The sequence below is a fragment of the Aeromonas sobria genome, assembly GCF_050266975.1.
In the GTDB taxonomy this organism is placed as follows: domain Bacteria; phylum Pseudomonadota; class Gammaproteobacteria; order Enterobacterales; family Aeromonadaceae; genus Aeromonas; species Aeromonas sobria_B.
This window is the reverse complement of the sequence record NZ_JBKISU010000010.1, coordinates 110,099-133,275: the sequence shown is the minus strand read 5'-3', so window position 1 is coordinate 133,275 and position 23,177 is coordinate 110,099. Positions and strand designations below refer to the sequence as shown.

Annotated in this window: 20 protein-coding genes; 8 read left to right on the top strand and 12 right to left on the bottom strand. The window is 63.0% G+C overall.

Annotated elements, in window-relative coordinates; translation table 11 throughout:
• Positions 1-375: 375 nt before the first annotated feature.
• Genes trpA through ACLHZ1_RS08010 form a run of 6 tightly spaced genes read right to left on the bottom strand, consistent with a single transcriptional unit; the run spans position 376 to position 7,152 of the window.
• Positions 376-1,182: a tryptophan synthase subunit alpha gene (gene trpA / locus ACLHZ1_RS08035; RefSeq protein WP_427261644.1), complete on the bottom strand. Its 807-nt coding sequence runs from the start codon at positions 1,180-1,182 to the stop codon at positions 376-378.
• On the bottom strand, positions 1,179-2,372 hold the full coding sequence (gene trpB, locus ACLHZ1_RS08030) for a tryptophan synthase subunit beta (RefSeq protein ID WP_427261643.1): 1,194 nt from the start codon (positions 2,370-2,372) through the stop codon (positions 1,179-1,181). Before trpB ends, trpA begins: the two co-directional genes overlap by 4 nt.
• A 50-nt stretch (positions 2,373-2,422) precedes the next feature.
• On the bottom strand, positions 2,423-3,856 hold the full coding sequence (gene trpCF, locus ACLHZ1_RS08025; protein ID WP_427261642.1) for a bifunctional indole-3-glycerol-phosphate synthase TrpC/phosphoribosylanthranilate isomerase TrpF: 1,434 nt from the start codon (positions 3,854-3,856) through the stop codon (positions 2,423-2,425).
• A 47-nt stretch (positions 3,857-3,903) separates the two neighbouring features.
• A complete protein-coding gene (trpD, locus tag ACLHZ1_RS08020; RefSeq protein WP_427261641.1) occupies positions 3,904-4,917 on the bottom strand; it encodes an anthranilate phosphoribosyltransferase in 1,014 nt (337 codons plus the stop codon).
• A 14-nt stretch (positions 4,918-4,931) separates the two neighbouring features.
• Positions 4,932-5,531 (bottom strand): aminodeoxychorismate/anthranilate synthase component II, encoded by a 600-nt coding sequence (locus ACLHZ1_RS08015; protein ID WP_427261640.1) that lies wholly within the window; start codon positions 5,529-5,531, stop codon positions 4,932-4,934.
• Positions 5,524-7,152 carry an anthranilate synthase component 1 gene (locus tag ACLHZ1_RS08010; RefSeq protein ID WP_427261639.1) on the bottom strand — a complete coding sequence of 543 codons (1,629 nt, stop codon included), beginning with the start codon at positions 7,150-7,152 and terminating at the stop codon, positions 5,524-5,526. Before ACLHZ1_RS08010 ends, ACLHZ1_RS08015 begins: the two co-directional genes overlap by 8 nt.
• Positions 7,153-7,562: 410 nt before the next feature.
• Between ACLHZ1_RS08010 and rnm the strand changes: the two genes are divergently transcribed.
• The 6 genes from rnm to tesB all read left to right on the top strand — a co-directional run bounded on the left by rnm (position 7,563) and on the right by tesB (position 12,884).
• Positions 7,563-8,450 carry an RNase RNM gene (gene rnm / locus ACLHZ1_RS08005; protein ID WP_427261638.1) on the top strand — a complete coding sequence of 296 codons (888 nt, stop codon included), beginning with the start codon at positions 7,563-7,565 and terminating at the stop codon, positions 8,448-8,450.
• A gap of 88 nt (positions 8,451-8,538) precedes the next feature.
• Positions 8,539-9,159 carry an L-threonylcarbamoyladenylate synthase gene (locus ACLHZ1_RS08000; RefSeq protein ID WP_408794390.1) on the top strand — a complete coding sequence of 207 codons (621 nt, stop codon included), beginning with the start codon at positions 8,539-8,541 and terminating at the stop codon, positions 9,157-9,159.
• A gap of 31 nt (positions 9,160-9,190) precedes the next feature.
• Positions 9,191-10,012, top strand: a complete 822-nt coding sequence (locus ACLHZ1_RS07995; RefSeq protein ID WP_427261637.1) for a segregation and condensation protein A — start codon at positions 9,191-9,193, stop codon at positions 10,010-10,012.
• 137 nt (positions 10,013-10,149) lie between these two features.
• Entirely contained in the window at positions 10,150-10,722 is a 573-nt protein-coding gene (gene scpB, locus ACLHZ1_RS07990) for an SMC-Scp complex subunit ScpB (protein ID WP_427261636.1), read from the top strand.
• Between the two features lie 114 nt (positions 10,723-10,836).
• Positions 10,837-11,760 carry a 23S rRNA pseudouridine(2605) synthase RluB gene (rluB, locus tag ACLHZ1_RS07985; RefSeq protein ID WP_427261635.1) on the top strand — a complete coding sequence of 308 codons (924 nt, stop codon included), beginning with the start codon at positions 10,837-10,839 and terminating at the stop codon, positions 11,758-11,760.
• 251 nt (positions 11,761-12,011) lie between these two features.
• A complete protein-coding gene (gene tesB / locus ACLHZ1_RS07980; protein WP_427261634.1) occupies positions 12,012-12,884 on the top strand; it encodes an acyl-CoA thioesterase II in 873 nt (290 codons plus the stop codon).
• Positions 12,885-13,022: 138 nt separating this feature from the next.
• Here the strand turns inward: tesB and ACLHZ1_RS07975 are convergent, their stop codons facing one another.
• The 3 genes from ACLHZ1_RS07975 to ACLHZ1_RS07965 form a co-directional block, all read right to left on the bottom strand.
• A complete protein-coding gene (locus tag ACLHZ1_RS07975; protein WP_427261633.1) occupies positions 13,023-14,201 on the bottom strand; it encodes a dicarboxylate/amino acid:cation symporter in 1,179 nt (392 codons plus the stop codon).
• 200 nt (positions 14,202-14,401) lie between these two features.
• Positions 14,402-14,968: a class I SAM-dependent methyltransferase gene (locus tag ACLHZ1_RS07970; RefSeq protein WP_427261632.1), complete on the bottom strand. Its 567-nt coding sequence runs from the start codon at positions 14,966-14,968 to the stop codon at positions 14,402-14,404.
• Positions 14,969-15,062: 94 nt separating this feature from the next.
• Positions 15,063-15,695, bottom strand: a complete 633-nt coding sequence (locus ACLHZ1_RS07965) for a TetR family transcriptional regulator (RefSeq protein ID WP_427261631.1) — start codon at positions 15,693-15,695, stop codon at positions 15,063-15,065.
• 159 nt (positions 15,696-15,854) lie between these two features.
• On the opposite strand from ACLHZ1_RS07965, the gene ACLHZ1_RS07960 reads away from it, so the two are divergent.
• Both ACLHZ1_RS07960 and ACLHZ1_RS07955 read left to right on the top strand, forming a co-directional pair.
• Complete coding sequence (locus ACLHZ1_RS07960) at positions 15,855-17,027, top strand: efflux RND transporter periplasmic adaptor subunit (RefSeq protein WP_427261630.1); 1,173 nt, start codon at positions 15,855-15,857, stop codon at positions 17,025-17,027.
• Positions 17,028-17,044: 17 nt separating this feature from the next.
• The gene (locus ACLHZ1_RS07955; protein ID WP_427261629.1) at positions 17,045-20,194 is read left to right on the top strand and encodes an efflux RND transporter permease subunit; all 3,150 of its coding nucleotides are present in this window, start codon (positions 17,045-17,047) and stop codon (positions 20,192-20,194) included.
• A gap of 466 nt (positions 20,195-20,660) precedes the next feature.
• Here the strand turns inward: ACLHZ1_RS07955 and ACLHZ1_RS07950 are convergent, their stop codons facing one another.
• From ACLHZ1_RS07950 to ACLHZ1_RS07940, 3 genes are all read right to left on the bottom strand, one after another.
• A complete protein-coding gene (locus ACLHZ1_RS07950; RefSeq protein ID WP_427261628.1) occupies positions 20,661-21,395 on the bottom strand; it encodes an NADPH-dependent F420 reductase in 735 nt (244 codons plus the stop codon).
• Between the two features lie 36 nt (positions 21,396-21,431).
• Positions 21,432-21,866 (bottom strand): MarR family winged helix-turn-helix transcriptional regulator, encoded by a 435-nt coding sequence (locus tag ACLHZ1_RS07945; protein ID WP_427261627.1) that lies wholly within the window; start codon positions 21,864-21,866, stop codon positions 21,432-21,434.
• A gap of 341 nt (positions 21,867-22,207) precedes the next feature.
• Positions 22,208-23,137, bottom strand: coding sequence for a hypothetical protein (locus ACLHZ1_RS07940; protein ID WP_427261626.1), 930 nt, complete (start codon positions 23,135-23,137; stop codon positions 22,208-22,210).
• Positions 23,138-23,177 lie beyond the last annotated feature (40 nt).

Here is a 23,177-nt window from a genome sequence, read left to right as displayed (position 1 = left end):
ACCTAAAATGAAAGAAACCAATGCGGTCTTGTTGATGGATAAATTTATCTACTACCTGAAGCAACACCGCTTATATACCCGCACACTTGGAATTATTTGAGTCTCTAAAAATGAGGGGATCTCTGAGGGTTCAACCAGTTAGTGATCACTCGCTGTTTTAAGTCGCCCTTGGTTCAGTAGAGAAGGTAGATATTCCTCTCACCCCAACCCTTTCCCAAGGGGATAGAGGGAAAAGACACAGGGAGCTGCAAGCGGCAACAAGCAGGAAATAGAAAAGGGAGCCGGTCAGGCTCCCTTTGATGCAGTGATGCCGCTATGCGTAAGGCGGATACGCAGGCTGCCCACTCACGGCCAAGGGCCTGTCATGCCAGCCCCTTATCGGTTGGTCGCCGCCTTCATCCCTTGCACAAACTCCTTCAGGCGAATAAGCATGCGGTCGGGATCCTGCTGGTGGGTCTCGATGATCTTGACCACGGCGGAGCCGGAGATGGCGCCGGCGGCGCCCGCCTTGATGGCCTCCTTCACCTGCTGGGGATCGCTGATGCCAAAGCCGAGCAGGGCGGGGGGGGCCTTGAACTCGTTGAGGGTATTGATCAATCCCTCCACCGGCATGCCGGCCTTGGTTTCGGCGCCGGTGACGCCGGCGCGGCTCACCAGATAGGTGTAACCAGAGCCAAGCTCGGCCACGGCTTTCAGGGTCTCGCTATCGCCGTTCGGGGGGGCGATGAAGATGCTGTCGATGCCGAACTTGTCGGCGGCCGCCTTGTAGGGGGCGCACATCTGCACCGGCACGTCAGCCACCAGCACCGAGTCCACCCCGGCCTGCTGGCATTTTTCATAAAAGCCATCGATGTGGCGTACATAGACCAGGTTGGCGTAGACCAGCAGGCCAATGGGCATCTGGGGGTACTTGGCCCGAATGCGGGTCAGCAGCTGGAAACAGCCATCCGGGGTGGTGCCGCTGGCGAAAGCCCGCAGCGCCGCCCCCTGGATGGTGGGGCCGTCCGCCACCGGATCGGAGAAGGGAATGCCGAGTTCGAGGGCGTCGGCGCCTCCCTCGACCAGGGCATCGACGATGGCGAGCGACAACTCGGGAGTGGGGTCACCCAGCATGACGAAGGGGACGAAGGCGCCCTGCTTGGCGTGTTCCAGACGGGAAAACAGTTGTGCGTAGCGATTCATGACAAGGTTCCTTCTTTCTCAAATATGTCGGCAACGGTGAAGATGTCCTTGTCGCCACGGCCGGAGAGGTTGACGATCAGCACCTGCTCTTTTTCCGGCTCGCTGCGGGCCATCTTGAGGGCGTGGGCCAGGGCGTGGGAGGATTCCAGCGCCGGAATGATGCCCTCGCTTCTGGCCAGCTCCTGGAACGCGTCCAGGGCCTCCTTGTCGGTGATGGAGACATACTCGGCGCGGCCGGTGGCGGCCAGATGGGCGTGCTGGGGGCCGACGGAGGGGAAGTCCAGCCCCGCGGAGACGGAGTAGGACTCCTGAATTTGTCCCTGCTTGTCCTGCATCAGGAAGGAGTGCATGCCAAAGAAGACCCCCTTGCTGCCGTGACCCAGCGGCGCACCGTGCTCACCGGACTCGATGCCGTGGCCACCGGGCTCGACGCCGATAAGGCGCACCCCTTCATCCGGGATGAAGTCGGCAAACATGCCGATGGCGTTCGAGCCGCCGCCGACGCAGGCGATCACCGCATCGGGTAGGCGCTCTTCCTTCTCGAAGCACTGCACCTTGGCCTCTTCCCCGATCATCTTCTGGAACTCCCGCACTATGGTGGGGAAGGGGTGGGGGCCGGCGGCGGTGCCGAGCAGGTAGTGGGCGCTCTCATAGTTGGCGGCCCAGTCGCGCATCGCCTCGTTGCAGGCATCTTTCAGGGTGCTGGAGCCGGAATGCACCGGTATCACCTCGGCGCCCATCAGCTTCATGCGAAACACGTTGGGCTTCTGGCGATCGCAATCCTTGGCCCCCATGTAGACCCGGCACTTGAGGCCGAGCAGGGCGCAGGCCAGCGCCGTGGCCACACCATGCTGACCGGCGCCGGTCTCGGCGATGATCTCGTGCTTGCCCATGCGCTTGGCGAGCAGGGCCTGGCCCAGCACCTGGTTGGTCTTGTGGGCGCCGCCGTGCAGCAGATCTTCGCGCTTGAGGTAGAGGCGGGTCTTGGTGCCCCTGGTCAGATTGCGGGTCAGGGTGAGGGGGGTGGGTCGGCCCGCATACTCGGTCAGCAGGGTCTGGAACTCCTCGATGAAGGCGGCATCCTCCCTGGCATCGACGAAGGCTTTCTCCAGCTGGAGCAGGGCGGGCATCAGGATCTGGGGCACATACATGCCGCCAAATTCACCAAAAAACGGATTGAGCAGAGTCATGGTCTATTCCTTGTCCTATTCATAAAATGCGAATCGATAGCGGTGAGAGCTCAGAGCTGCCTGAGGGCGGCAAAGGCGGCCTCAAGTTTGCTGGCATCTTTCCGGCCGGGGGCGCTTTCGACCCCGGAATTGAAATCAAGGCCGAGGCAACCCACCTGGGCGGCCTGCAGGGCGTTGTCGGGGTTGAGACCCCCCGCCAGCATCAGGCGGGACTTGTCGAGCCCGGCCAGCAGGGCCCAGTCGAACGCCTCGCCGGTGCCGCCGCTCTGGCTGCCCACTTTCGTATCCAGCAGCAGGCGATCCGCCGGGTAATCCAGGCTGGGCAGGGGCTCGCCGCTTTCCTTGCCAAGAGAGACGCCAATGGCTTTCCAGATCTGGCAGCCCGCCGGCAGCAGGGGGCGCAGGCTTTCGATATAGGCGGCGTCCTCCTCCCCGTGCAGCTGCACCGCAGCGAGTCTCAAGGCTTCCACCGTCTTGGCGATGGTGGCGGGCTGGGCGTTGCGAAACACCCCCACATAGTTGAGTGGCGCCCCGGCCATCAGGGCGAGGGCGGCGGGAATGTCCACGTAGCGCGGGCTCTTGGCCACAAAAATAAGGCCACCGTACACGGCGCCCGCCTGATGGGCGGCGGCGGCATCCTCGGCCCGGGTGAGGCCGCACACCTTGTTCTGGCCCAGGACCAGCTTGCGCACCGCCGCCTCCAGATCCGGCTCGCCCATGAGTGACGAGCCCACCAGAAAGCCCTTGGCATGGGCACGCAGTTCGGCCACCTGAGCGCGGTGCTTGATGCCGGACTCGCTGATCACCACCCGATCGCTCGGAATGTCGGCCGCCAGCTGCTGGGTGCGGGCGAGATCCACGCTCAAATCCCGCAGATCCCGGTTGTTGATGCCAATCACCGGGGCGCCGAGCGCAATGGCGCGATCCCGCTCCTCTTCGTTGCTCACCTCGGTCAGCACCCCGAGGCCCAGCTCCCTGGCGACCGCAAACAGGGCGCGATAGCCCTCGTCGGTGAGCACGGAGAGCATCAGCAAGATGGCGTCCGCCTGATAGTGGCGGGCCAGATAGACCTGATAGGGGTCAATCATGAAGTCCTTGCACAGCACAGGCTGCCGGACGCGGCCGCGTACCCGGTTTAGATAAGCGAAATCCCCCTGGAAGAACTTCTCGTCCGTCAGCACAGAGATGGCGGTGGCGTATTTGCCATAGATGTCGGCGATGGCCTCAGGGCTGAAGTCGTCGCGGATCAAGCCCTTGGAGGGGGAGGCCTTCTTGCATTCGAGAATGAAGCGGGTAGAGCCTGCCCGCAGCTCGCCCTCGAAGTCCCGATCGCTTGGGGTGAGCGCGCCCTGGAAGCTCGCCAGGGGCTGGGCCTGCTTGCGGGCCGCCACCCATGCCTGCTTGGCGGCCACGATCTTGCCGAGAATGGTCTGGCTGATGGAGGCCATGTTCAGAAAGGGGTGAGGGGCAATGAGCTCTGACATCTCGTTATCCTTGCGAAGCTGGGTACTGTCTTGTGTGGTGGTGGACATCATGCCTCCTGATGGCTCAGGGTGGCGAGATCCCGGGCGAGGCGGGCCGTCTCGCCGCTGGCCAGCACCGCCAGCACCTGGGCGGCCGCCTGCTTGAAGTCCGGGGCCTTGCCCGCCATGACCAGCAGCGGCGCCACGTTGGCGGCGATGGCGGCGTTGTGGGCCGGGGTGCCACGTCCCTCCAGGATGGCGGCGGTGATGGCGCAATTCTCTTCCGGCTCACCGCCCTGGATGGCGCTGACCGGGTAGGTCTCCAGACCAAAGTCCGCCGGGGTGAGCAGGTACTCGCGAATTTCGCCGTCGCGGATCTCGGCCACCTGGGTCGGGCCGTGGATGGCTATCTCGTCCAGCCCTGCGCCGTGTACCACCATACCGGTTTTCAGACCCAGCGCCAGCAGGGTTTCGGCGATGGGGCGCACCAGCTCGGGGGCATAGACCCCCATCAGCTGATAACTGGGACGGGCGGGGTTGATAAGCGGCCCCAGCACGTTGAACAGGGTGCGGGTCTTGAGGGCCTGGCGCACCGGCATGGCGTGGCGCACCCCGGCGTGATACTGGGGGGCGAACAGGAAGCAGATGCCGAGCTGGTCCAGACAGCGGCGGGCCTGGGCCGGGCTCATGTCGAGCTTGATGCCCATCTTGTCCAGCAGATCGCTCGATCCCGACTTGCTGGAGACGGAGCGGTTGCCGTGCTTGGCCACTTTCAGGCCGCAGGCGGCGGCGGCCAGGGCCGAGGTGGTGGAGACATTGATGGTGTTGAGGCCATCGCCACCGGTGCCGACGATGTCGCAGAAGGCATAGTCCGGGCGCGGGAAGGGGCGAGCCTGGGCCAGCAGCGCCTCGGCGGCGCCGGCTATCTCCTCCGGGGTCTCCCCCTTGAGCTTGAGGGCGGTGAGCAGGCTGGATAGCACTATGGGATCCACTTCGCCGCGCACCACCTGGCCGAAGGCGTCGCGGGCGGCGTCGCGGGTGAGAGATTGCCCCTGATAGAGGGTGTTGAGATGATGATGCATGAGGTCTCCTTACCTTAACGCACGCTGCTTTCGGGACGGGTGATATGGGCGAGGGCCTGGGTCAGCAGGCGGGCCCCTTCGCTGGTCATGATGGATTCCGGGTGGAACTGGAAGCCCAGCACCCTATCGTCCCCTTGCTCGATGGCCATGGGCATGCCCTGATAGTGGGCAATCACCGTCAGTTCCTGTGGCACATAGGTGGCCACCAGGGAGTGGTAGCGGGCCACCGGCAGCGGGCTTGGCAGCCCCGCGAAGGCGCCGTGGCCGTTGTGCTCGATGAGGGAGCGTTTGCCGTGGACTATCTCACCCGCCGCGCCGACGGTGCCGCCGTAGGCTTCGCACAGGGCCTGATGACCGAGGCAGATGCCGAGGATGGGCACCCGACCCCGGGCCAGCTTGATGAGCTCAATCAGGCAACCGGCCTCGTGCGGGGCGCCGGGCCCGGGGGAGAGCACCAGCACGGCATCGCCGCCGCAGGACTCGATTTGCGCCATGATGCGGCTCGCCGGCAGGCTGTTGCGATAGATGCGCACCGGGTAGCCGAGGGAGCGGAACTGATCCACCAGGTTGTAAGTGAAAGAGTCGAAGTTATCGAGCAGGAAAATATTAGTCATGGCTCACGTCCTTATGTTGCTCCTGCTGGGCGCTGAGGGCTTGCAGGGAGGTGCCATGGCTGGCGGCGATGGCGGCCAGCACGGCCGCCGCCTTGGCCCGGGTCTCGTCCGCCTCGGCCTGGGGTTTGGAGTCATAGACCACGCCGGCGCCGGCCTGAACATGGGCGATGCCGTTTTTCACGAAGGCCGAGCGGATGACGATGCAGGTGTCCATCTCGCCGGCGCCGTTGAGATAGCCCACGGCGCCGCCGTAGCTGCCTCGTCTGCGCCCTTCCACCTCGCGAATGAGCTCGCTGGCCCGCAGCTTGGGGGCGCCGGTCAGGGTGCCCATGTTCATGCAGGCCTGATAGGCGTGCAGGGCGTCAAGGTCGGCGCGCAGGCGGCCCACCACCCGGGAGACCAGGTGCATCACGTGGCTGTAGCGATCCACCTTCAGCAAGTCTTTGACATAGCGGGTGCCAGGCTCGGAGATGCGGGCGATGTCGTTGCGACCCAGATCCACCAGCATCAGGTGTTCGGCCACCTCCTTCTCGTCCTGGCGCAGTTCCAGCTCGATGCGACCGTCCAGATCCAGGTTGATGCTGCCATCGGGGTTGAGGCCACGGCGGCGGGTGCCGGCGATGGGGTACATCTCCACCTCCCGGCTGCGGGCGCAGAACTTGACCGCGCTCTCGGGGGAGGCGCCAAACAGGGTGAAACCCTCATCCTGCACATAGAACATGTAGGGGCTGGGGTTGGTCTGCTTGAGGCGGCGATAGGCGGCGAGCGGGCTCGGGCAAGGCAGGGAGAAGCTGCGGGACGGCACCACCTGGAAGATGTCGCCTCGGCGGATGAAGCCCTTGAGTTTTTCGACCTCGGCGCAGAACTGCTTGTCGCCCTTGTCCACGCTCATGCCGGCATCGAGGACGGGGGCGGCCTGAGTCGGGGCGGGCGCCTGTTGGCAGGCCTGCTTGAGGGCTGCCAGCCGGTGGGTCAGCTTGGCGTAGTGATCGTCGGTGTCGGCGAGGCCCCCGAACAGGCTGGCGCACAGCCGGGTGCTCTGGTGGATGTGATCTATGGTGATCAGGGTCTCGGCCACGTAGAAGCAGTAGTCGGGGCAGTCGTTGCTCCCTTCCGGCACCTCGGGCAGGTCTTCAAAGGAGGCGATGAGGTCATAGGCGAAGGTGCCGGCCATGAACAGGGCCTGCTTGCCCTGCTGGCATTGCAGATCCCGCTGCAGGGTGCGCAGCACGTCCAGCACGCCGCAACCCTTGAGGCGACTGTCTTCATCAAGATCCCGATCGGATGGCGGGAAGTCGAGCTGCAACTCGCCCGCCACCCGGGTCTGGGTGATGACGGCGTTCAGACGCTGCTCGAGCAGGCGCAGCAAGGGCACGCCATTGTCGGTGAGGGGACGCACCCGCACGGTGCGACCGCGGCACTCGATGCGCAGGCAGGCATCCACCAGCAGCAGGCTCTGGGTGCCCGCCTTGGAGTCGATCTCCACGGATTCGAGCAACAGGGTGTTGGCCCTGTCCTGGCAGAGCCGGGTGAACAGGGCCAGGGGATCGGCCACATAGGGGGCGTTGAGCGTGATCGCATCAAATTCGCCAAGGGATAAGGGGGTGGTGCTGCCTGTCATGATGCTGTCCCTTGCATGTGATGGAAATTACCGATGTTCATGATGTTGGATCTCTTGAATATGAATGGGTGTTGGCCGGGTCGATGGGGTTGCCATCGCCATGTCTGCGCCCTTATCTGAATTCTCGGTTTCATCACGGGTCCATTTGCCGGATAATAAAAAAGCCCGCTGGGGTCAGCGGGCTTTTTCTTTGGGTTCTTAATTTGCTGTCAGATTACAGGTACAGCAACGACCACACGCCCGCATGTCAGGGAGTGTGCCACCACCAGATGGTCAGGATGGAAGTCGTTTGCATGATTGAGTCCTGTAAAAAGCTGTTTGCAATGAAGTGCCTACAGAAAACGATAAAGCGGCTGCCAAGTCAAGTCGCTTTTTGCCAATTCGCCCTGAACCATGCGAGCGAGATACCGATGCGATTCGATCTGCACTGCCATACCACCGCCTCGGACGGTGTGCTGACACCCGGGGAGCTGGTGCGCCGCGCCGCCGAGAAAGGGGTGGAGGTGTTGGCGGTCACTGACCACGACACCCTGGACGGGCTTGATGAGGTGCGTGCCACCATCCACGCCGAGCAGTTGCCGCTGCGCCTGGTGAGCGGGGTCGAGATCTCCACCGGCTGGGAGCACCACGAGATCCACATAGTGGCCCTGGGGGTGGATGAAAAAAATCCGCAGCTGGTGGCTTTTTTGGCCGGTCAGCGGGCCCGCCGCGAGGCCCGCGCCCTGGAAATAGGGCGTCGTCTGGAGAAGTGCCAGATCCCGGGCACCTATGAAGAGGCCAAGGCCCTGGCCGGCGATGCCGCCGTGACCCGGGCCCATTTCGCCCGGGTGCTGGTGGCCCGCGGGGTGGCCGACACCATGCAGAAGGTGTTCAAGAAGTACCTGAGCCGTGGCAACAAGGGGTATGCTCCGGCCGAGTGGCCCGAGATGGGGGAGGCCATCACCGCCATTCACGCCGCCGGCGGGCTGGCGGTGCTGGCCCACCCCAGCCGTTATGACCTCACCGCCAAGTGGATCAAGCGGCTGCTGGTGGCCTTCAAGGCCGCCGGTGGCGACGCCATGGAGGTCTCGCTGCCCCAGCAGAGCCCTCAGGAGCGGGCCAACCTGGGTCAGTGGGCCAGGGAGCATGATCTCTATATTTCGGTGGGATCGGATTTTCACTTCCCGTCCAGCTGGACCGAGCTGGGCCGCCACCTCTGGCTGCCCAAGGAGGGGATGCCGCTCTGGCTGGCCCATCCCGCCCATTTTGGTCTGAGCGGCGAGGAGCATCAGGCCCTGCTTGCCAGCCGTGCAGGCTGATGCGGCGTCCACACAGGTCCCCATGCCTGTAGTAAAGTGGCTATTGTTTTGATGGCAGGATGAGCCTGCCCTATTCCGGGAGGAATATATGAGTCAGCATTTCTACGTACACCCAGACAATCCCCAGGCCCGTCTCATCACGCAGGCGGTGCAGATCATTCAAAACGGTGGCGTCATCGTCTATCCCACCGACTCCGGCTATGCCCTGGGTTGCCAGATGGGCGACAAGGGCGCCCTGGAGCGCATCTGCCGCATCCGTCGCATCGATCCGAACCATGACTTCACCCTGGTGTGCCGGGATCTCTCCGAGATCTCCACCTATGCCAAGGTCGACAACACGGCATTTCGCCTGCTCAAGAGCAATACCCCCGGGGCCTACACCTTCATCTTCAAGGCGACCAAGGAGGTGCCCCGTCGCCTGATGAACGAGAAAAAGAAGACCATCGGCATCCGGGTGCCGGACAACAAGATTGCCCTGGCCCTGCTCGAAGCCCTGGGGGAGCCGCTGCTCTCCACCACCCTGATCCTGCCGGGCTCAGAGATGGCGGAATTCGACCCCGAGGAGATCGCCGACAAGCTGGGCAAGCAGCTGGATCTGGTGCTCAACGGCGGTTATCTCGGCGAGCAGCCGACCACTGTGGTGGATTTCTCCGATGACGAGCCCGTGGTGCGTCGCCGCGGGGCCGGGGATCCGACGCCGTTTGAGTGAGGTCGGTACGCCATCCCACGAGAGGGAAACGATGACGGTGATGGCCGCGCCCATCGCCACCGTCCTGGGGCAGCCCTATCATGAGCTGCCCCAGGATCTCTTCATCCCGCCCGATGCGCTGGAGGTGTTCCTCGAGACCTTCGAGGGGCCGCTGGATCTGCTGCTCTATCTCATCCGGCGTCAGCAGCTCGACATCCTCAACCTGCCTATCTTGCAGATCACCACCCAGTACATGGGTTATGTGGAGCTGATGCAGGAGCTCAACCTGGAGCTGGCGGCCGAGTACCTGCTGATGGCGGCCTGGCTCGCCGAGATAAAATCCCGCATGCTGCTGCCCAAGTCCCCCGAGCTGGCGGAGGAAGAGGAGGGGGAAGACCCCCGCGTCACCCTCATTCGCCGCCTGCAGGAGTACGAGCGTTTCAAGCATGGCGCCCTGCGCCTCGATGGCCTGCCCAGGGTGGAGCGGGAGATCTTCATCGCCAGCGCCTTGCCGCCGGATTTCGGCACCCTCAAGCCGCTCTCCCCCGATGTTTCCCTGGTGGAGCTCGCCCTCTATATGCAAAGTGTGGTAAAACGCGCGACGCATTTTGAACATCACCAGATCCGCCGCGAGCAGATCCCGACCCGGGTGCGGATGGCGGAGATCCTCGCCCTGCTCTCCCTGGGGCAGACCCTGCGCCTGGAGCAGGTGCTGCGGGCCGAGGAGGGGCGCATGGGGGTGCTGGTCACCTTCCTGGCCCTGCTCGAGCTGTGCAAGGAGCAGCTGATCTGGATCCTGCAGGCCGAGCCCCTGGGACCCATCCACTTCGCCCTGGCCAGCCAGACAGAGGAGACGCCCCCCCATGTCCAGTGACACCAATGCCCCTTGGCCCGGCAAAGGGCGCGAGTTCATTAATTCGCCAGCGAACTTGTGGTATGCTGCGCCCCGCGATTTCGACCCGGGGCCCGGGCCCGGTCAGGCGCTGGCTGCAGGCGCGCAGGAGGTGAACCATGGCCCTGCCTGCTGAGCGGCTCAAGACCCTGCTCGAGGCGGCGCTGTTTGTTGCCGGGCGCCCGCTGACGGTGAGCGAGCTCAAGGGGAGCGTGCTGGCGGATTACCCCGTCACCAGCCGCTATGTCCAGCTGCTGCTGGCGGAGCTCCGGCAGGATTACAGCGCGCGGGGGGTGGAGCTCAAGGAGGTCGCCTCCGGCTGGCGCTTCCAGGCCCGCCAGGAGTACGCCGAGGAGCTCTCTCGCCTGTGGAGCGAGCGGGCGCCCCGCTATTCGCGGGCCGTGCTGGAGACCCTGACGCTGATCGCCTACCGTCAGCCCATCACCCGGGCCGAGATCGAAGCGATCCGCGGGGTGGCGGTTTCGAGCCAGATAGTGAATACCCTGAAAGAGCGCGGCTGGGTGCGCAGCATAGGCCACAAGGAGGTGGTGGGTCGCCCCGAGCTGCTCGCCACCACCCGGGAATTTCTCGATTACTTTAACCTGCAGAGCCTGGAGCAGCTCCCCGAGCTGGACACCTCGCTGCAATCCCCCTTGTCGGCCATGGCGGGCGAGGGTCAGGACAATCCATGAGTGCCCCCGTCACGGGATGGCACCACAATCATGATGGCGGGGCCCGAGCCGGGATCCCGCCGTCGTTACCCTTGCCCGGGGTGCCGGGCGGGGATCAACAATCAGGTAACCCCGATGAGTGAAAAACTGCAAAAAGTGTTGGCCCGCGCGGGTCACGGCTCCCGTCGTGAGATGGAGGCCCTGATCACCGCAGGTCGGGTCAGTGTGGATGGCAAGGTCGCCACACTGGGGGATCGCGTCGAAGTGAACGCCGTGATCCGGGTGGATGGCCACCAGGTCAAGACCCGTGCCGCAGAAGAGCAGATCTGCCGCGTACTGGCCTATCACAAGCCGGAAGGGGAGATGTGTACCCGTCATGATCCCGAAGGCCGTCCCACCGTGTTTGATCGCCTGCCCAAGATGGAAGGCGCCCGCTGGATAGCGGTGGGGCGTCTGGACGTCAACACCTCGGGTCTGCTGCTGTTCACCACCGACGGCGAGCTGGCCAACCGCCTGATGCACCCGAGCCATCAGGTGGAGCGGGAATACGCGGTGCGGGTCTTTGGCGAGATCACCGAAGCCATGCTGCAGCGCCTGCGCAAAGGGGTGCAGCTGGAAGATGGCATGGCCAAGTTCAACAAGATCAAGCCCGCCGGCGGCGAGGGGCTGAACCAGTGGTTCAACGTCACCCTGACCGAGGGACGCAACCGGGAAGTGCGCCGCCTGTGGGAATCCCAGGAAGTGCAGGTGAGCCGGCTGATGCGCATCCGCTACGGCGACGTCAAGCTGGACCGCACCATTCCCCGCGGTGGCTGGATGGAGCTGAAACTGCCCGAGGTGAACTACCTGCGCGGCCTGGTCAACCTGAACAACGAGACCGAATCCAAGGTGGATCTGCAGCAAGATGGCAAGAGCACCCGCCACAAGCAGGCCGCCCAGATCCGTCGCGCCGTCAAGCGCCACAAGGAGATGCAAGGCAAGGAGCCCCGTGCCCGCAGCGCGAGCGCCCGTCGCAAGCCGACCTCCTCGACTCGCAACTCGGGTACCGGCAGCAAGTAAGCGCCCGCCATGGCGCCGGTGGCCCGCCAGCTACCTTTGCCACCAGCCGTCATCAAGGCCCGCACTCTCTGGTGCGGGCTTTTCGTTTCCGGCTCCCGCCGCTATTGCCCGCGCTTGAACCCCACAGGCAGAGGTCTCCTCCCCTTGTGCGAGGACGGTTGGGAGGGGGGCTGCGGGAGAATGAGCGTCAGCAAGGTTGCCCTGCCGGGGTTGGCTTGTTAGCCTCTGCGGCATTGATACAGGAGAAACCAATGAGCAAGGTACTGGATGAGCTGCTGGCACTGCTGGCGCTCGAGAAAATCGAGGAGGGCCTGTTTCGGGGCCAGAGCCAGGATCTCGGCCTGCGGGCCGTGTTTGGCGGGCAGGTGATGGGGCAGGCCCTGTCGGCCGCCAAGCAGACGGTGGCCAGCGATCGCCAGGTACACAGTTTCCACTCCTACTTCCTGCGTCCGGGCGATGCCAATCGCCCCATCATCTATGACGTGGAAAACATCCGCGACGGTCAGACCATCTCCACCCGCCGGGTCAAGGCCATCCAGGGCGGCAAGCCCATCTTCTATCTCAATGCCTCCTTCCAGGTGGAGGCCGAGGGTTTTGAGCACCAGATTGCCATGCCGGCGGGGATCCTGCCCCCCGAGCAGCTCAAGAGCGAGCTGGAGCTGGTGCGCCCCTACGAGCAGCAGATCCCGCCGGCCCTGCGCGACAAGATCCTGTGCGAGAAGCCCATCGAAATTCGCCCGGTGACCCTGGTCGACCCCATCCGTCCCGATGTGCACGAGCCCCTGCGCCACGTCTGGTTCAAGGCCAACGGCCAGATGCCCGACGATCAGCGGGTCCACAAGTATCTGCTGGCCTACGCCTCGGATTTCCACTTCCTGATCACCGCCCTGCAGCCCCACGGCGTCTCCTACTGGGAGCCGGACATGCAGGTGGCCACCATAGACCACTCCATGTGGTTCCACCGGGACTTCAGGCTCGATGACTGGCTGCTCTACGTGGTGGACAGCCCGAGTGCCAGTGCCGGGCGCGGTCTGGTGCGTGGCCAGTTCTTCACCCGCGACGGCGTGTTGGTGGCGAGCACGGCTCAGGAGGGAGTGATCCGCCGCCGCGCTGCGGATGCGTAAACGCCTCTTCACCCGCGACGGCGTGCTGGTGGCGAGCACGGTCCAGGAAGGGGTGATCCGCCGCCGGGGTTGAGACGTCGCATTCAGCCAACAAAAACGGGAGCCATTGGCTCCCGTTTTGCTGTTAGAGGTCGGCGTTCAGGCCGTGTCTCGTTCGGAGATGAGCTGGGTTTGCTCCCCCTGGGCGAAGCGATCGGCCCAGAGGGCGATGACGCCGTCCCCGGTGACGTTGCAGGCGGTGCCGAAGCTGTCCTGGGCCAGGTAGAGGGCGATCATCAGGGCGATGGAGGCCTCGCCGAACCCCAGCATGGAGGTGAGCAGGCCGAGCGCCGACATGACGCCGCCGCCCGGGGCGCCGGGCGCCGCTATCATGATGACGCCGAGCATCATGATGAAGGGCAGCATGGTGCCGTAGCCCGGGATGGCCAGGTGCTCGGAGAGATACATGACGGCGGTGGCGCAGGTCACCAGGGTGATGGTGGAGCCGCACAGGTGGATGGTGGCGCACAGGGGCACGGTGAAGTTGGCAATCCCCTCGCTCACCCCGTTCTGGCGGCTGGCGCGCAGGGCCACGGGGATGGTGGCGGCGCTGGACATGGTGCCCAGGGCGGTGAAATAGGCGGGCAGCATGTTTTTCAGCAGCAGGAGCGGCGAGCGGCCAAGCGCCAGCCCGGTGCCGAGGAAGAGCAGGCACAGCCAGATCCAGTGCATGACGATGGCCATCACCAGCACCACCCCGAAGGTCTTGAGGGTGGCGAACACTGTGCCCTCCACCGTCATCTCGATGAAGACACCGGCGATGTAGATGGGCAGCAGGGGGATGATCACCCGGGCCAGCAGGCGGTCGATGATGTCGCGGCCCTGATCGGCGATGCGGCGCAGGTCAGTGGCCTCGTTGGCGCTGATGCCGATGCCGAAGATGAAGGCGGCGGCCAGGGCCGACATCACCCCGAACAGCGGCGGTATCTCCATGCCGATGTAGGAGACCAGCTTGCTGGCGGGATCCGCGCTGGCGGTGGCGGCCTCGGTCAGGGTCGGGATCAGCTGGCGGGCCAGGGTGAAGGCGAAGGTGCCCGCCAAAATGGTGGAGCCATAGGCCAGGGCCACCGTCTTGCCGAGCAGCCTGCCGGAGTTCTTCGGCAGGCTGGCGATGCCGCTGGTGATGAAGAACAGGATGATGAGGGGGATGGTGAAGCCAATCAGCTGACCGATCACCGTCTTGGCGGTGAACAGCAGGCGGGCGACCCATTCCGGGGCGTAGAGGCCGAGCAGCAGGCCGGTGAGGATGCCGGCGAGGAGTTTGAGCACGAGTTTCATGGGACAGATCCGGTGTGAGTGTCTGATTTGTTATCTTATTCTGAATTTAGTGCGGCTTTTTAACACATATTCAGCCTTATGTCTGTCTACGCCTTGTTATGTCAGTGTTAAATGTTGTGTGGCGCCGCCCACCCTCCGGCGGGGCAGGCCCCGACGCATCGCCACCAGGGGGCAAGGAGGATGCGTGCCGAGCACAGCGGTCAGGGGGCGGTTTTTCGCAGCAGCAGGTGCAGCCAGGGGGCATCCGGCGAAGGGCGCTCCCCGCCGAGTGTGGGGGAAGCCAGACGGGGCAGGGGCGCCAGCCAGCGGCGCGTCTCGCAAAGGCCGTGGGCGGCAAACGGGGGGGGGCCCTCATCCAGGCCGAGGGAGGCAGGGAGGTTGCAGTAGAGCAGGCCGCCCACCTTGAGCAGGGCGCCAAGTCGCGCCAGCATTGCCGCCAGCCGCGCCGGCTCGCGCCCCGGATCAGGCAGCAGGTCGCAGGCCCAGATGCCGTCGAAGGGCACCACTGTGGTCAGGGTCAGGATGTCGCCGACCCGCACCGGCAGAGCGCCATGGCGGGAGGCGCGCCGGGCAGCGGCCAGATCCCGCTCGATGGCGCTGACCACATGATCCTCTAGCTGAAAATGGCGGGCATCCTGCCCCTCGCCGCAGCCCGCATCCAGCAGATGGGCCCCGGGCGGGAGCTCGGCCAGGAAGGCGCGATAGAGGGGCGCGCGCGCGATGCAGAGGGCATGGAGGTCGGCGGTGGTGGCGTCTGGCAGAGGCATCTGTGAGATCCTGGGCTGGAGGCGGGGGGGGCATGTTAACAAGGCCGGGGGCGGCCATGCCAGGGGTTGTTCACCCTGGGCGCCCCCGGCGCCGTCACGGACGGGTGGGGGGCATGTGACGCAACTGGTTGAACAGGCAGTCGAGCAGATAATCGGCCTCGGCGGCCAGGTCGATGTGTTCGGGAAAATGCAGCCAGTTGAGGATGTAGCCATCCAGGGTGCAGTGGAGCAGGGTGGCGGCGCGTCCCAGATCCAGACTGGCGGGGAGCTGGCCGCGGCGTACGCCATTGGCGAGGGATCGCTCCAGATCCTGGGTGAAGCGCCGGGACTGCTGGCGGATGTGCTCGCGCAGGAAGAGGGCCTCCCCCTCTATGGTCTCCAGGCTGAACATGATGGCGAACATCTGGCGATGACCGGGATCCCGGGAGATCTTGATGAGGGCACTGTGCAGAAAGGTGCGCAGGCGCCCCAGGGGATCCGGTTCCTGGGGATCCAGGCTGGCATCAAGCTGGTGGGAGAGGGGGGCGCACAGCTCTTCCCACAGGGCGATGAACAGCTCCTCCTTGTTCTTGAAATGCCAATAGATGGCGCCCCGGGTCAAGTCCGCCACCCGGGCGATGTCGGTGAGGCTGGTCTTGGCCAGGCCCTGGCGGCAGAACAGATCCAGTGCCGTGTTCATGATATGGCAGCGGGTCTGCTGGGCTTCTTCTTTGGTGCGTCTGGCCATCTCGTTTCGCTTAGTCCCAAAAGGACGATTTTAATAACAAAAACCAATATACATACATTCGTGAATGTATGTATATTGCCTCATCTTAGCCCATTTACCAAGGGGGCCCCGTGTTTCCCCCCATGGTCATTCGTCAGTAGATAGAGGATCAGGTGCTCCATGCATAAAAATAAAATTGCCCGTTCAGTCGGGCTGGCCTTGTTGGCCGCCGGCTTGCTGGCGGGCTGTGGCGAGAAGGGTGCCGCCGAGGCACCGGGCCAGATGCCCCCGACCTCGGTCGAGGTGATCACCCTGCACACGGGTCCGCTGCAGCTCACCACAGAGCTGACCGGCCGCACCGCGGCCCTGCGGGTCGCCGAGGTGCGTCCCCAGGTGAGCGGCATCGTGCTCAAGCGCCTCTTCACCGAGGGTTCGGACGTCAAGGCCGGCGATCTGCTCTATCAGATCGACCCCTCCCTCTATGAGGCCGAGCTGGCCTCCGCCCGCGCCAACGTCGCCAAGGCCCAGGCCAACGAGCGTACCGCCCAGCTCAAGGCCAAGCGCTATGAATCCCTGCTCAAGGTGAGATCCATCAGCAGCCAAGACTATGACGACGCCCTGGCCAGCTGGAAGCAGGCCCAGGCTGAGGTGATGGCCGCCAAGGCCGCCCAGCGCACCGCAGAGATCAATCTGGGCTACACCCGCATCACGGCGCCCATCAGCGGCCGCATCGGCACCTCCGCGGTGACCGAGGGTGCCCTGGTGACCGCGCAGCAGGCGACGTCCCTGACCACCATACAGCAGCTCGATCCCATGTATGTGGATGTGCGCCAGTCCACCGCCGACCTGCTGCGCCTCAAGCGCCAGGTGGCGGCGGGCAAGCTGACCGCCGGCCAGTCTGACGATGCCAGGGTGAGCTTCCAGCTCGAGGATGGCAGCGACTATGGCGAGTCCGGCGAGCTGCAGTTCTCCGACGTCAGCGTGGACGAGACCACCGGCATGGTGGCCCTGAGGGTGATAGTGCCGAACCCGCAGCAACTGCTGCTGCCCGGCATGTTCATGCGCGCCACCCTGAAAGAGGGCGAGCGCAGCCAGGGCCTGCTGGTGCCGCAGGCCGCAGTGACCCGCACCCCCAATGGCGGGGCCAATGTGATGGTGGTGACGGCGGATAACAAGGTCGAACAGCGGGAGATCCAGATAAGCCGCATCATCGGCAGCAGCTGGGTGGTGGAGTCCGGTCTCAAGGCGGGTGAGCGGGTGATCGTCGCCGGTCTGCAGAAGGTCAGGCCCGGCGCCGATGTGGCCCCCAGTGAACAAACCGTGCAGGCGCAAGTCGCCCCGGCCAACAAGTAGGATGGAGTAGTCGCCTCATGGCACGATTTTTTATAGATAGACCCATATTTGCCTGGGTGATCGCCTTGGTGATCATGCTGGCGGGGGGCCTGGCAATCCTGACGCTGCCGGTCTCCCAGTACCCCACCATAGCGCCGCCTGCGGTGGGGATCTCTGCCAGCTACCCGGGGGCCTCGGCCAAGACGGTGGAAGACTCGGTGACCCAGATCATCGAGCAGAACATGACGGGGCTGGATCACCTGCTCTACATGTCTTCCCAGTCCGATTCGTCCGGCAATGTGTCGGTCACCCTGACGTTCCAGCCGGGCACGGATCCCGACATCGCCCAGGTGCAGGTGCAAAACAAGCTGCAACAGGCCACCTCGCTGTTGCCGCAAGAGGTGCAACAGCAAGGCATCCGGGTGCAGAAGACCTCCAGCAGCTTCCTGATGGTGGCGGGCTTCATCTCCACCGACGGCAAGATGAGCAACGATGACCTCTCCGACTATGTGGTCTCCAACATCAAGGAGCCCCTGAGCCGCCTGGACGGGGTGGGGGACATCACCCTGTTCGGCAGCCAGTACTCCATGCGGGTCTGGCTGGATCCCCATCGCCTCAACCGGGTGCAACTGACCCCGACCGACGTGCAGGCGGCGATCCAGAGCCAGAATGCCCAGGTGGCCTTCGGCAAGCTGGGGGGCACCCCTTCGGTGAACGATCAGCAGTTTACCGCCACCATCATGGGCCAGACCCGGCTCTCCACCGTGGAGCAGTTCAACGACATACTGCTGCGGGTCAACCAGGATGGCTCCAAGGTACGGCTCCAGGACGTGGCCCGGGTCGAGCTGGGGGGCGAAAACTATGACGCCGATGCGCTCTACAACGGCCAGCCCACCTCGGCGGTCGCCATCAAGCTGGCGACCGGTGCCAACGCCCTGGATACCGCCGAGCAGGTGAAGGCCAAGATAGAAGAGCTCTCCCGCTACTTCCCGAGCAACATGAAGGTGGTCTACCCCTACGACACCACGCCGTTCGTGCAGATCTCCATCGAGGAGGTGGTCCAGACCCTGGTCGAGGCGATCTTCCTGGTGTTCTGCGTCATGTATCTGTTCTTGCAGAACTTCCGTGCGACCCTGATCCCGACCATCGCCGTGCCCGTGGTGCTGCTGGGGACCTTCGGCATCATGGCGGCGTTCGGTTTCTCCATCAACACCCTCACCATGTTCGGCATGGTGCTGGCCATTGGCCTCCTGGTGGATGACGCCATCGTGGTGGTGGAGAACGTGGAGCGGCTGATGAGCGAGGAGGGGCTCTCCCCCCTGGAGGCGACCCGCAAGTCCATGGATCAGATCACCGGCGCCCTGGTGGGCATCGCCCTGGTGCTCTCCGCCGTGTTCGTGCCCATGGCCTTCTTCGGCGGCTCCACCGGCGCCATCTATCGCCAGTTCTCCCTGACCATCGTCTCGGCCATGGTGCTCTCTGTGCTGGTGGCCCTGATCCTGACCCCGGCCCTGTGCGCCACCCTGCTCAAACCCATGAAGCACGGCGAACACGCCAGCCATCGCGGCCTGTTCGGCTGGTTCAACCGCATGTTCGACGCCAGTGCCGAGCGTTATCGCCGCGGCGTGGGCAAGGTGATCAGGCAGGGGGTACGCTACGGCATCATCTATCTGGGGATGCTGGCGGTGCTGGCGGTGCTCTTCATGCGCCTGCCCACCTCCTTCCTGCCGGAGGAGGATCAGGGGGTCATCATGTCCATGGTGCAGCTGCCGGTCGGTGCGACCAAGCAGCGCACCGAGGCGGTGCTCGGCGAGATGCGCGACTACTTCCTCGAGAACGAGAAGGACAACGTGGAATCTGTGCTGACGGTGGCGGGCTTCAGCTTCGCCGGTAGCGGCCAGAACAGCGGCATGGCCTTCATCAAGTTGAAAGACTGGGGCGAGCGCCAGGGTGAAGCGCGCAGCGCCAACGCCATCATTGGCCGCGCCATGGGCTATCTGTTCAGCATCAAGGAGGCCCAGGTGTTCGCCTTCAACCTGCCTCCCATCCCGGAGCTGGGCACGGCCACCGGCTTTGACTTCTACCTGCAAGATCGCGGCGGTCTGGGTCACGAGAAGCTGATGGAGGCCCGCAACCAGCTGCTCGGCATGGCGGCGCAGGATCCCAACCTGGTGCGGGTGCGCCCGAACGGGATGGAAGACACCCCCCAGCTCGACATCCAGATCGACTACGAGAAGGCGCTGGCCCAGGGGCTCTCCATCAGCGACATCAACAACACGCTGTCGGCGGCCTGGGGTTCTTCCTATGTGAACGACTTCATGGATCGCAACCGGGTCAAGAAGGTCTACATGCAGGCGGATGCGCCGTTTCGGATGAACCCCGAAGATCTCAAGCTGTGGTACGTGCGCAACGGCGAGGGCAAGATGGTGCCCTTCTCGGCCTTCGCCAGCACCCAGTGGAGCTATGGTTCGCCCCGTCTTGAGCGCTACAACGGCGTTCCCGCCATGGAGATCGTCGGTGAGGCGGCCCCCGGCAAGAGTACGGGTGACGCCATGGCGGCCATCGAGCGGATGGTGTCCCAGCTGCCCGAGGGGATCGGCATCGAGTGGACCGGCCTCTCCTTCCAGGAGCGTCAGGCAGGCTCCCAGGCGCCGGCGCTCTACGCCATCTCGCTCTTGGTGGTCTTCCTCTGCCTGGCGGCCCTGTACGAGAGCTGGAGCATTCCGTTCTCCGTCATGCTGGTGGTGCCGCTCGGGGTGCTGGGGGCCATAGTGGCCGCCACCCTGCGGGGCCTGGAGAACGACGTCTACTTCCAGGTGGGTCTGCTCACCACGATCGGGCTGTCGGCCAAGAACGCCATCCTCATCGTCGAGTTCGCCAAGGAGCTCCATGACAAGGGCATGGCTCTGGGTGAGGCCGTGGTCGAGGCGGCGCGCCTGCGACTGCGCCCCATCTTGATGACCTCCCTGGCCTTTATCCTCGGGGTACTGCCGCTGGTCATCAGCAGCGGGGCGGGGGCGAGCAGCCGCAACGCCATCGGTACCGGCGTCATGGGCGGCATGATCAGTGCCACCGTGCTCGCCATCTTCTTCGTCCCCCTCTTCTTCGTGCTGGTGATGCGCTATTTCACCAAGAAGAGAGAGGATCAAGAGGGCGAGACGCCGATCAGGGCGAGCAAGCAGGCGTGAGCCGGCGCGTGAACCGATGAATCGCAGATGCAAGAGGGAGGCCTGGCCTCCCTCTTCTTTTGTGAAGCAGGGCGTGCTCATCGCCCATAGAAAAAGGGCCACTTCTTGCGAAGTGGCCCTTTCCAAACGTTTGGTGGAGCTGGGAAGGTGTGACACACCATTCTTCAGTTTTTATTTAAAAATCAACGCATTATGTTGATTCCCTCCAGCAAATCATATTGTGATCCTTCGCCATGACACCAAATATTGGACGCCAGTTCAGCTCCTTCTTTCGCAGCGGCGACCAAGTACTTGAGGCAAATAATGCAAGCCGAAATGGAAATCATTGTTTGGAAATGCACCTATCTATCCTGTGCAGATAGCCATGAGATCCAACGCCCAAACCGCAGTCCATGTCCACCCAAACCGGGCAGGCCCTGGGCTCGGACCTTGCATGGTTTACTCATAAACGCTGGGGCAGACTGCGTTAAGCGGTCATAGCCCGGTTACGTGCGATAATTTCTTCATGCGTGAAACTGGAACCGGGTGTCATAAACACCTTCATCAGCTCATCGCGGTTTTTCGGAGCGCGGGCTGCATCTGCTGACGAAAGGGCTTTTTTGAGTTCCTCGGTGCCCAGCTCAGTGCAATACGCAGGCGTACCAGGTTGCTGACGCCAGGATTTACTCAAGAGACCTGCATCCAGTGCATCAAAGCCGGTTTCACTGATCAGCTTAAGTACAACTGCTTTTGCCTGGGCATCATCTCCGGCGACGGGCAGCGCAATGCGTCCGGGGGCGCCGGATGGAAGGCCTTTATCAGTCAGCGTGGCGGCTAATGCGGCGTTCCAGGCTTTTACAACTGGCCGTCCGATTTGCTCACTCGTCCATACGGATTCCGGTTTGCCATTATCAACTTCGGCAATGGCATTATCTCGGAAGGGATAGTAGTTAGAGGTATCAATAACCACGACACTCTCTGGCACTTGGCTGAACAGGTTTGTCTGGTTGCGATGTTTTTCAAAAGGAATGGCAAGAATAATTGCGTCAACTTCCTTTACTGCGTCTTCACGCGTAACAGCGGTTGCGCCCACTTCAAGAGCTAGGTCACGGATGCTGTCCGGTCCTCTGGAGTTGGCGAGTTTTATCTCATGACCGTTAGCTGAGAGTTTACGGGCCAGGGTTGCGCCGATATTTCCCGCACCAATGATGCCAATCTTCATAATAAGTACCTTAGTTATGGGGTTATTACCCACCGCTTAATCAGATGCGGGGTAGGATAGAGCATTCAGCGTGTCGCAAAGCTTGGCCAGTCCTTCTTCGCTGAGTTGACAGGCGGTTTTGATTTTGTCAGTGATACACCAGAGTTGCTCCCGTAGGGCGTCTCCGGCTTCAGTCAGGGTGATGAGTACCCTGCGTTCATCAGCAGGGTCGCGCGTGCGCTTTACCTTGCCGGAAGTTTCCAGACGTTTCAGCAGAGGTGTAATGGTTCCCGTATCCATACCGAGTTTGCGCCCTAATTCACCGACTGCCTGTGGTGTGCCAGAGAACAGTTCAAGCATCACCAGATACTGGGGAAACGTCAGGCCCAGCGGGTCGAGAAAGGGTTTATGGAGCCGGTTCATGCGGTTTGCGGCTCCGTACAGGGCAAACGAGAGTTGCTTCCCGATTTCTTGATTTTCTTTGTCATTCATTTTCACGAATACTCTGTCGCCTTATTATATAGTGTGCTAGATAAATGATAGGCGTTTTTGCTTTGATATGAAAGATTTCAGCATGGGTATTTTGTGCGGTATTTAGTTTAGCCACGCAGTTAAGCCCAGAAATCTTTGCTCGACTACCTTGACGCTATCCCCGAGTTCGTCACCACGCATTCCGGTAGTCAAGCCGAGCAATGGCACCCAAAAATGCCAATCTTTCGGCTGTTCACGGGGGTATTTACCCTCGGCTCTCCAAAGTCCATTAACGAGTTTGTCCAGTTGCTCCGGAGTGAGGGGTCGCCCGCGCTCCTGATAACCTTCGTTCTTTACCGGAGTCAGTATATCGCTGAAATCCTCGGTGACATATCGCTCGGCCTTGAGCCATCTGAGGAAGGGCCTGACATCGTTGAAGTGCGTCTTCTGTCCTTGTTCGGCAGAGAGGGAAGGCCATGTTTATTTAGGCTCAGATACCAGTTACGCCGCAGCACGGGATCCTCGGGGCGCTCCTTCCAAACCGACTTTTTCGGAAGATCTTTGGGGAAGGTACGGATCACTTCCCGATAATGCGCAATATCGGCGGCACCAAGCGCCGCGCTGTCTAGCGGGCCGAGAATATCGAGAAAACGCGCAAGATTGCCCTTGCGATCTTTGAGCGTGGAGGTTCTCAACTTCAAAACTGTTGCGCTGTGTTCGTTGAATCGGGCCACCAGCCATTCCAACGATTGACCGCATGTAGAGGGGGCAACCAAGGCATCACCGACGGGCACAGGCTCGGCGTTGATCGTTGTGGGCAACGTGGCGAGAGCGCCCGCCGTCCGCCGGGATTCAATGAGCTGGCCTTGTGTCCGTTGGGCAATGCCAACCGCTGTACGGGCCAGCTCCTTAGCCTTCTGAGTCACGGCCTGAGCTGTCGCCAGCTCCTTGCGAGAGCGCAGTGCTTCAAGGTGCTGCTCGTTAATCTGGTCTTGCAGTGCGGCCAATTGTTCACCGAGCCGGATTTGTTCTCTTTTCGCGGCGATCTTCGCCTTCATGATTTCTGAGATTTCAGCCATGTCGACTTCCTGAACTAATGCCAATAATTCGTCGAGCAGGAACCTGCCAAGTTGGAAAGCATGGATCCACAATTCTCCCGTTTTAGCGCGACTTTTTGTGCCGAGTGAGAAACGGGTCTCACGAGGAGCGCCGTACTGGCGGAGGGACGGAGGGAAGATCAGGCGGTAGCAGTAGACACCACAGCGGTTTTTGATGAGACCGGGATAGAGCATATGTGACACCTCAATGTGTCACTCCCTGACCAGCCATAAA

Excerpts from the sequence above, each read along its gene's own strand:
- trpA (WP_427261644.1), bottom strand. The coding sequence starts at position 1,182 with ATGAATCGCTACGCACAACTGTTTTCCCGTCTGGAACACGCCAAGCAG.
- trpB (WP_427261643.1), bottom strand. The coding sequence starts at position 2,372 with ATGACTCTGCTCAATCCGTTTTTTGGTGAATTTGGCGGCATGTATGTG.
- trpCF (WP_427261642.1), bottom strand. The coding sequence starts at position 3,856 with ATGTCAGAGCTCATTGCCCCTCACCCCTTTCTGAACATGGCCTCCATC.
- trpD (WP_427261641.1), bottom strand. The coding sequence starts at position 4,917 with ATGCATCATCATCTCAACACCCTCTATCAGGGGCAATCTCTCACCCGC.
- ACLHZ1_RS08015 (WP_427261640.1), bottom strand. The coding sequence starts at position 5,531 with ATGACTAATATTTTCCTGCTCGATAACTTCGACTCTTTCACTTACAAC.
- ACLHZ1_RS08010 (WP_427261639.1), bottom strand. The coding sequence starts at position 7,152 with ATGACAGGCAGCACCACCCCCTTATCCCTTGGCGAATTTGATGCGATC.
- rnm (WP_427261638.1), top strand. The coding sequence starts at position 7,563 with ATGCGATTCGATCTGCACTGCCATACCACCGCCTCGGACGGTGTGCTG.
- ACLHZ1_RS08000 (WP_408794390.1), top strand. The coding sequence starts at position 8,539 with ATGAGTCAGCATTTCTACGTACACCCAGACAATCCCCAGGCCCGTCTC.
- ACLHZ1_RS07995 (WP_427261637.1), top strand. The coding sequence starts at position 9,191 with ATGACGGTGATGGCCGCGCCCATCGCCACCGTCCTGGGGCAGCCCTAT.
- scpB (WP_427261636.1), top strand. The coding sequence starts at position 10,150 with ATGGCCCTGCCTGCTGAGCGGCTCAAGACCCTGCTCGAGGCGGCGCTG.
- rluB (WP_427261635.1), top strand. The coding sequence starts at position 10,837 with ATGAGTGAAAAACTGCAAAAAGTGTTGGCCCGCGCGGGTCACGGCTCC.
- tesB (WP_427261634.1), top strand. The coding sequence starts at position 12,012 with ATGAGCAAGGTACTGGATGAGCTGCTGGCACTGCTGGCGCTCGAGAAA.
- ACLHZ1_RS07975 (WP_427261633.1), bottom strand. The coding sequence starts at position 14,201 with ATGAAACTCGTGCTCAAACTCCTCGCCGGCATCCTCACCGGCCTGCTG.
- ACLHZ1_RS07970 (WP_427261632.1), bottom strand. The coding sequence starts at position 14,968 with ATGCCTCTGCCAGACGCCACCACCGCCGACCTCCATGCCCTCTGCATC.
- ACLHZ1_RS07965 (WP_427261631.1), bottom strand. The coding sequence starts at position 15,695 with ATGGCCAGACGCACCAAAGAAGAAGCCCAGCAGACCCGCTGCCATATC.
- ACLHZ1_RS07960 (WP_427261630.1), top strand. The coding sequence starts at position 15,855 with ATGCATAAAAATAAAATTGCCCGTTCAGTCGGGCTGGCCTTGTTGGCC.
- ACLHZ1_RS07955 (WP_427261629.1), top strand. The coding sequence starts at position 17,045 with ATGGCACGATTTTTTATAGATAGACCCATATTTGCCTGGGTGATCGCC.
- ACLHZ1_RS07950 (WP_427261628.1), bottom strand. The coding sequence starts at position 21,395 with ATGAAGATTGGCATCATTGGTGCGGGAAATATCGGCGCAACCCTGGCC.
- ACLHZ1_RS07945 (WP_427261627.1), bottom strand. The coding sequence starts at position 21,866 with ATGAATGACAAAGAAAATCAAGAAATCGGGAAGCAACTCTCGTTTGCC.
- ACLHZ1_RS07940 (WP_427261626.1), bottom strand. The coding sequence starts at position 23,137 with ATGCTCTATCCCGGTCTCATCAAAAACCGCTGTGGTGTCTACTGCTAC.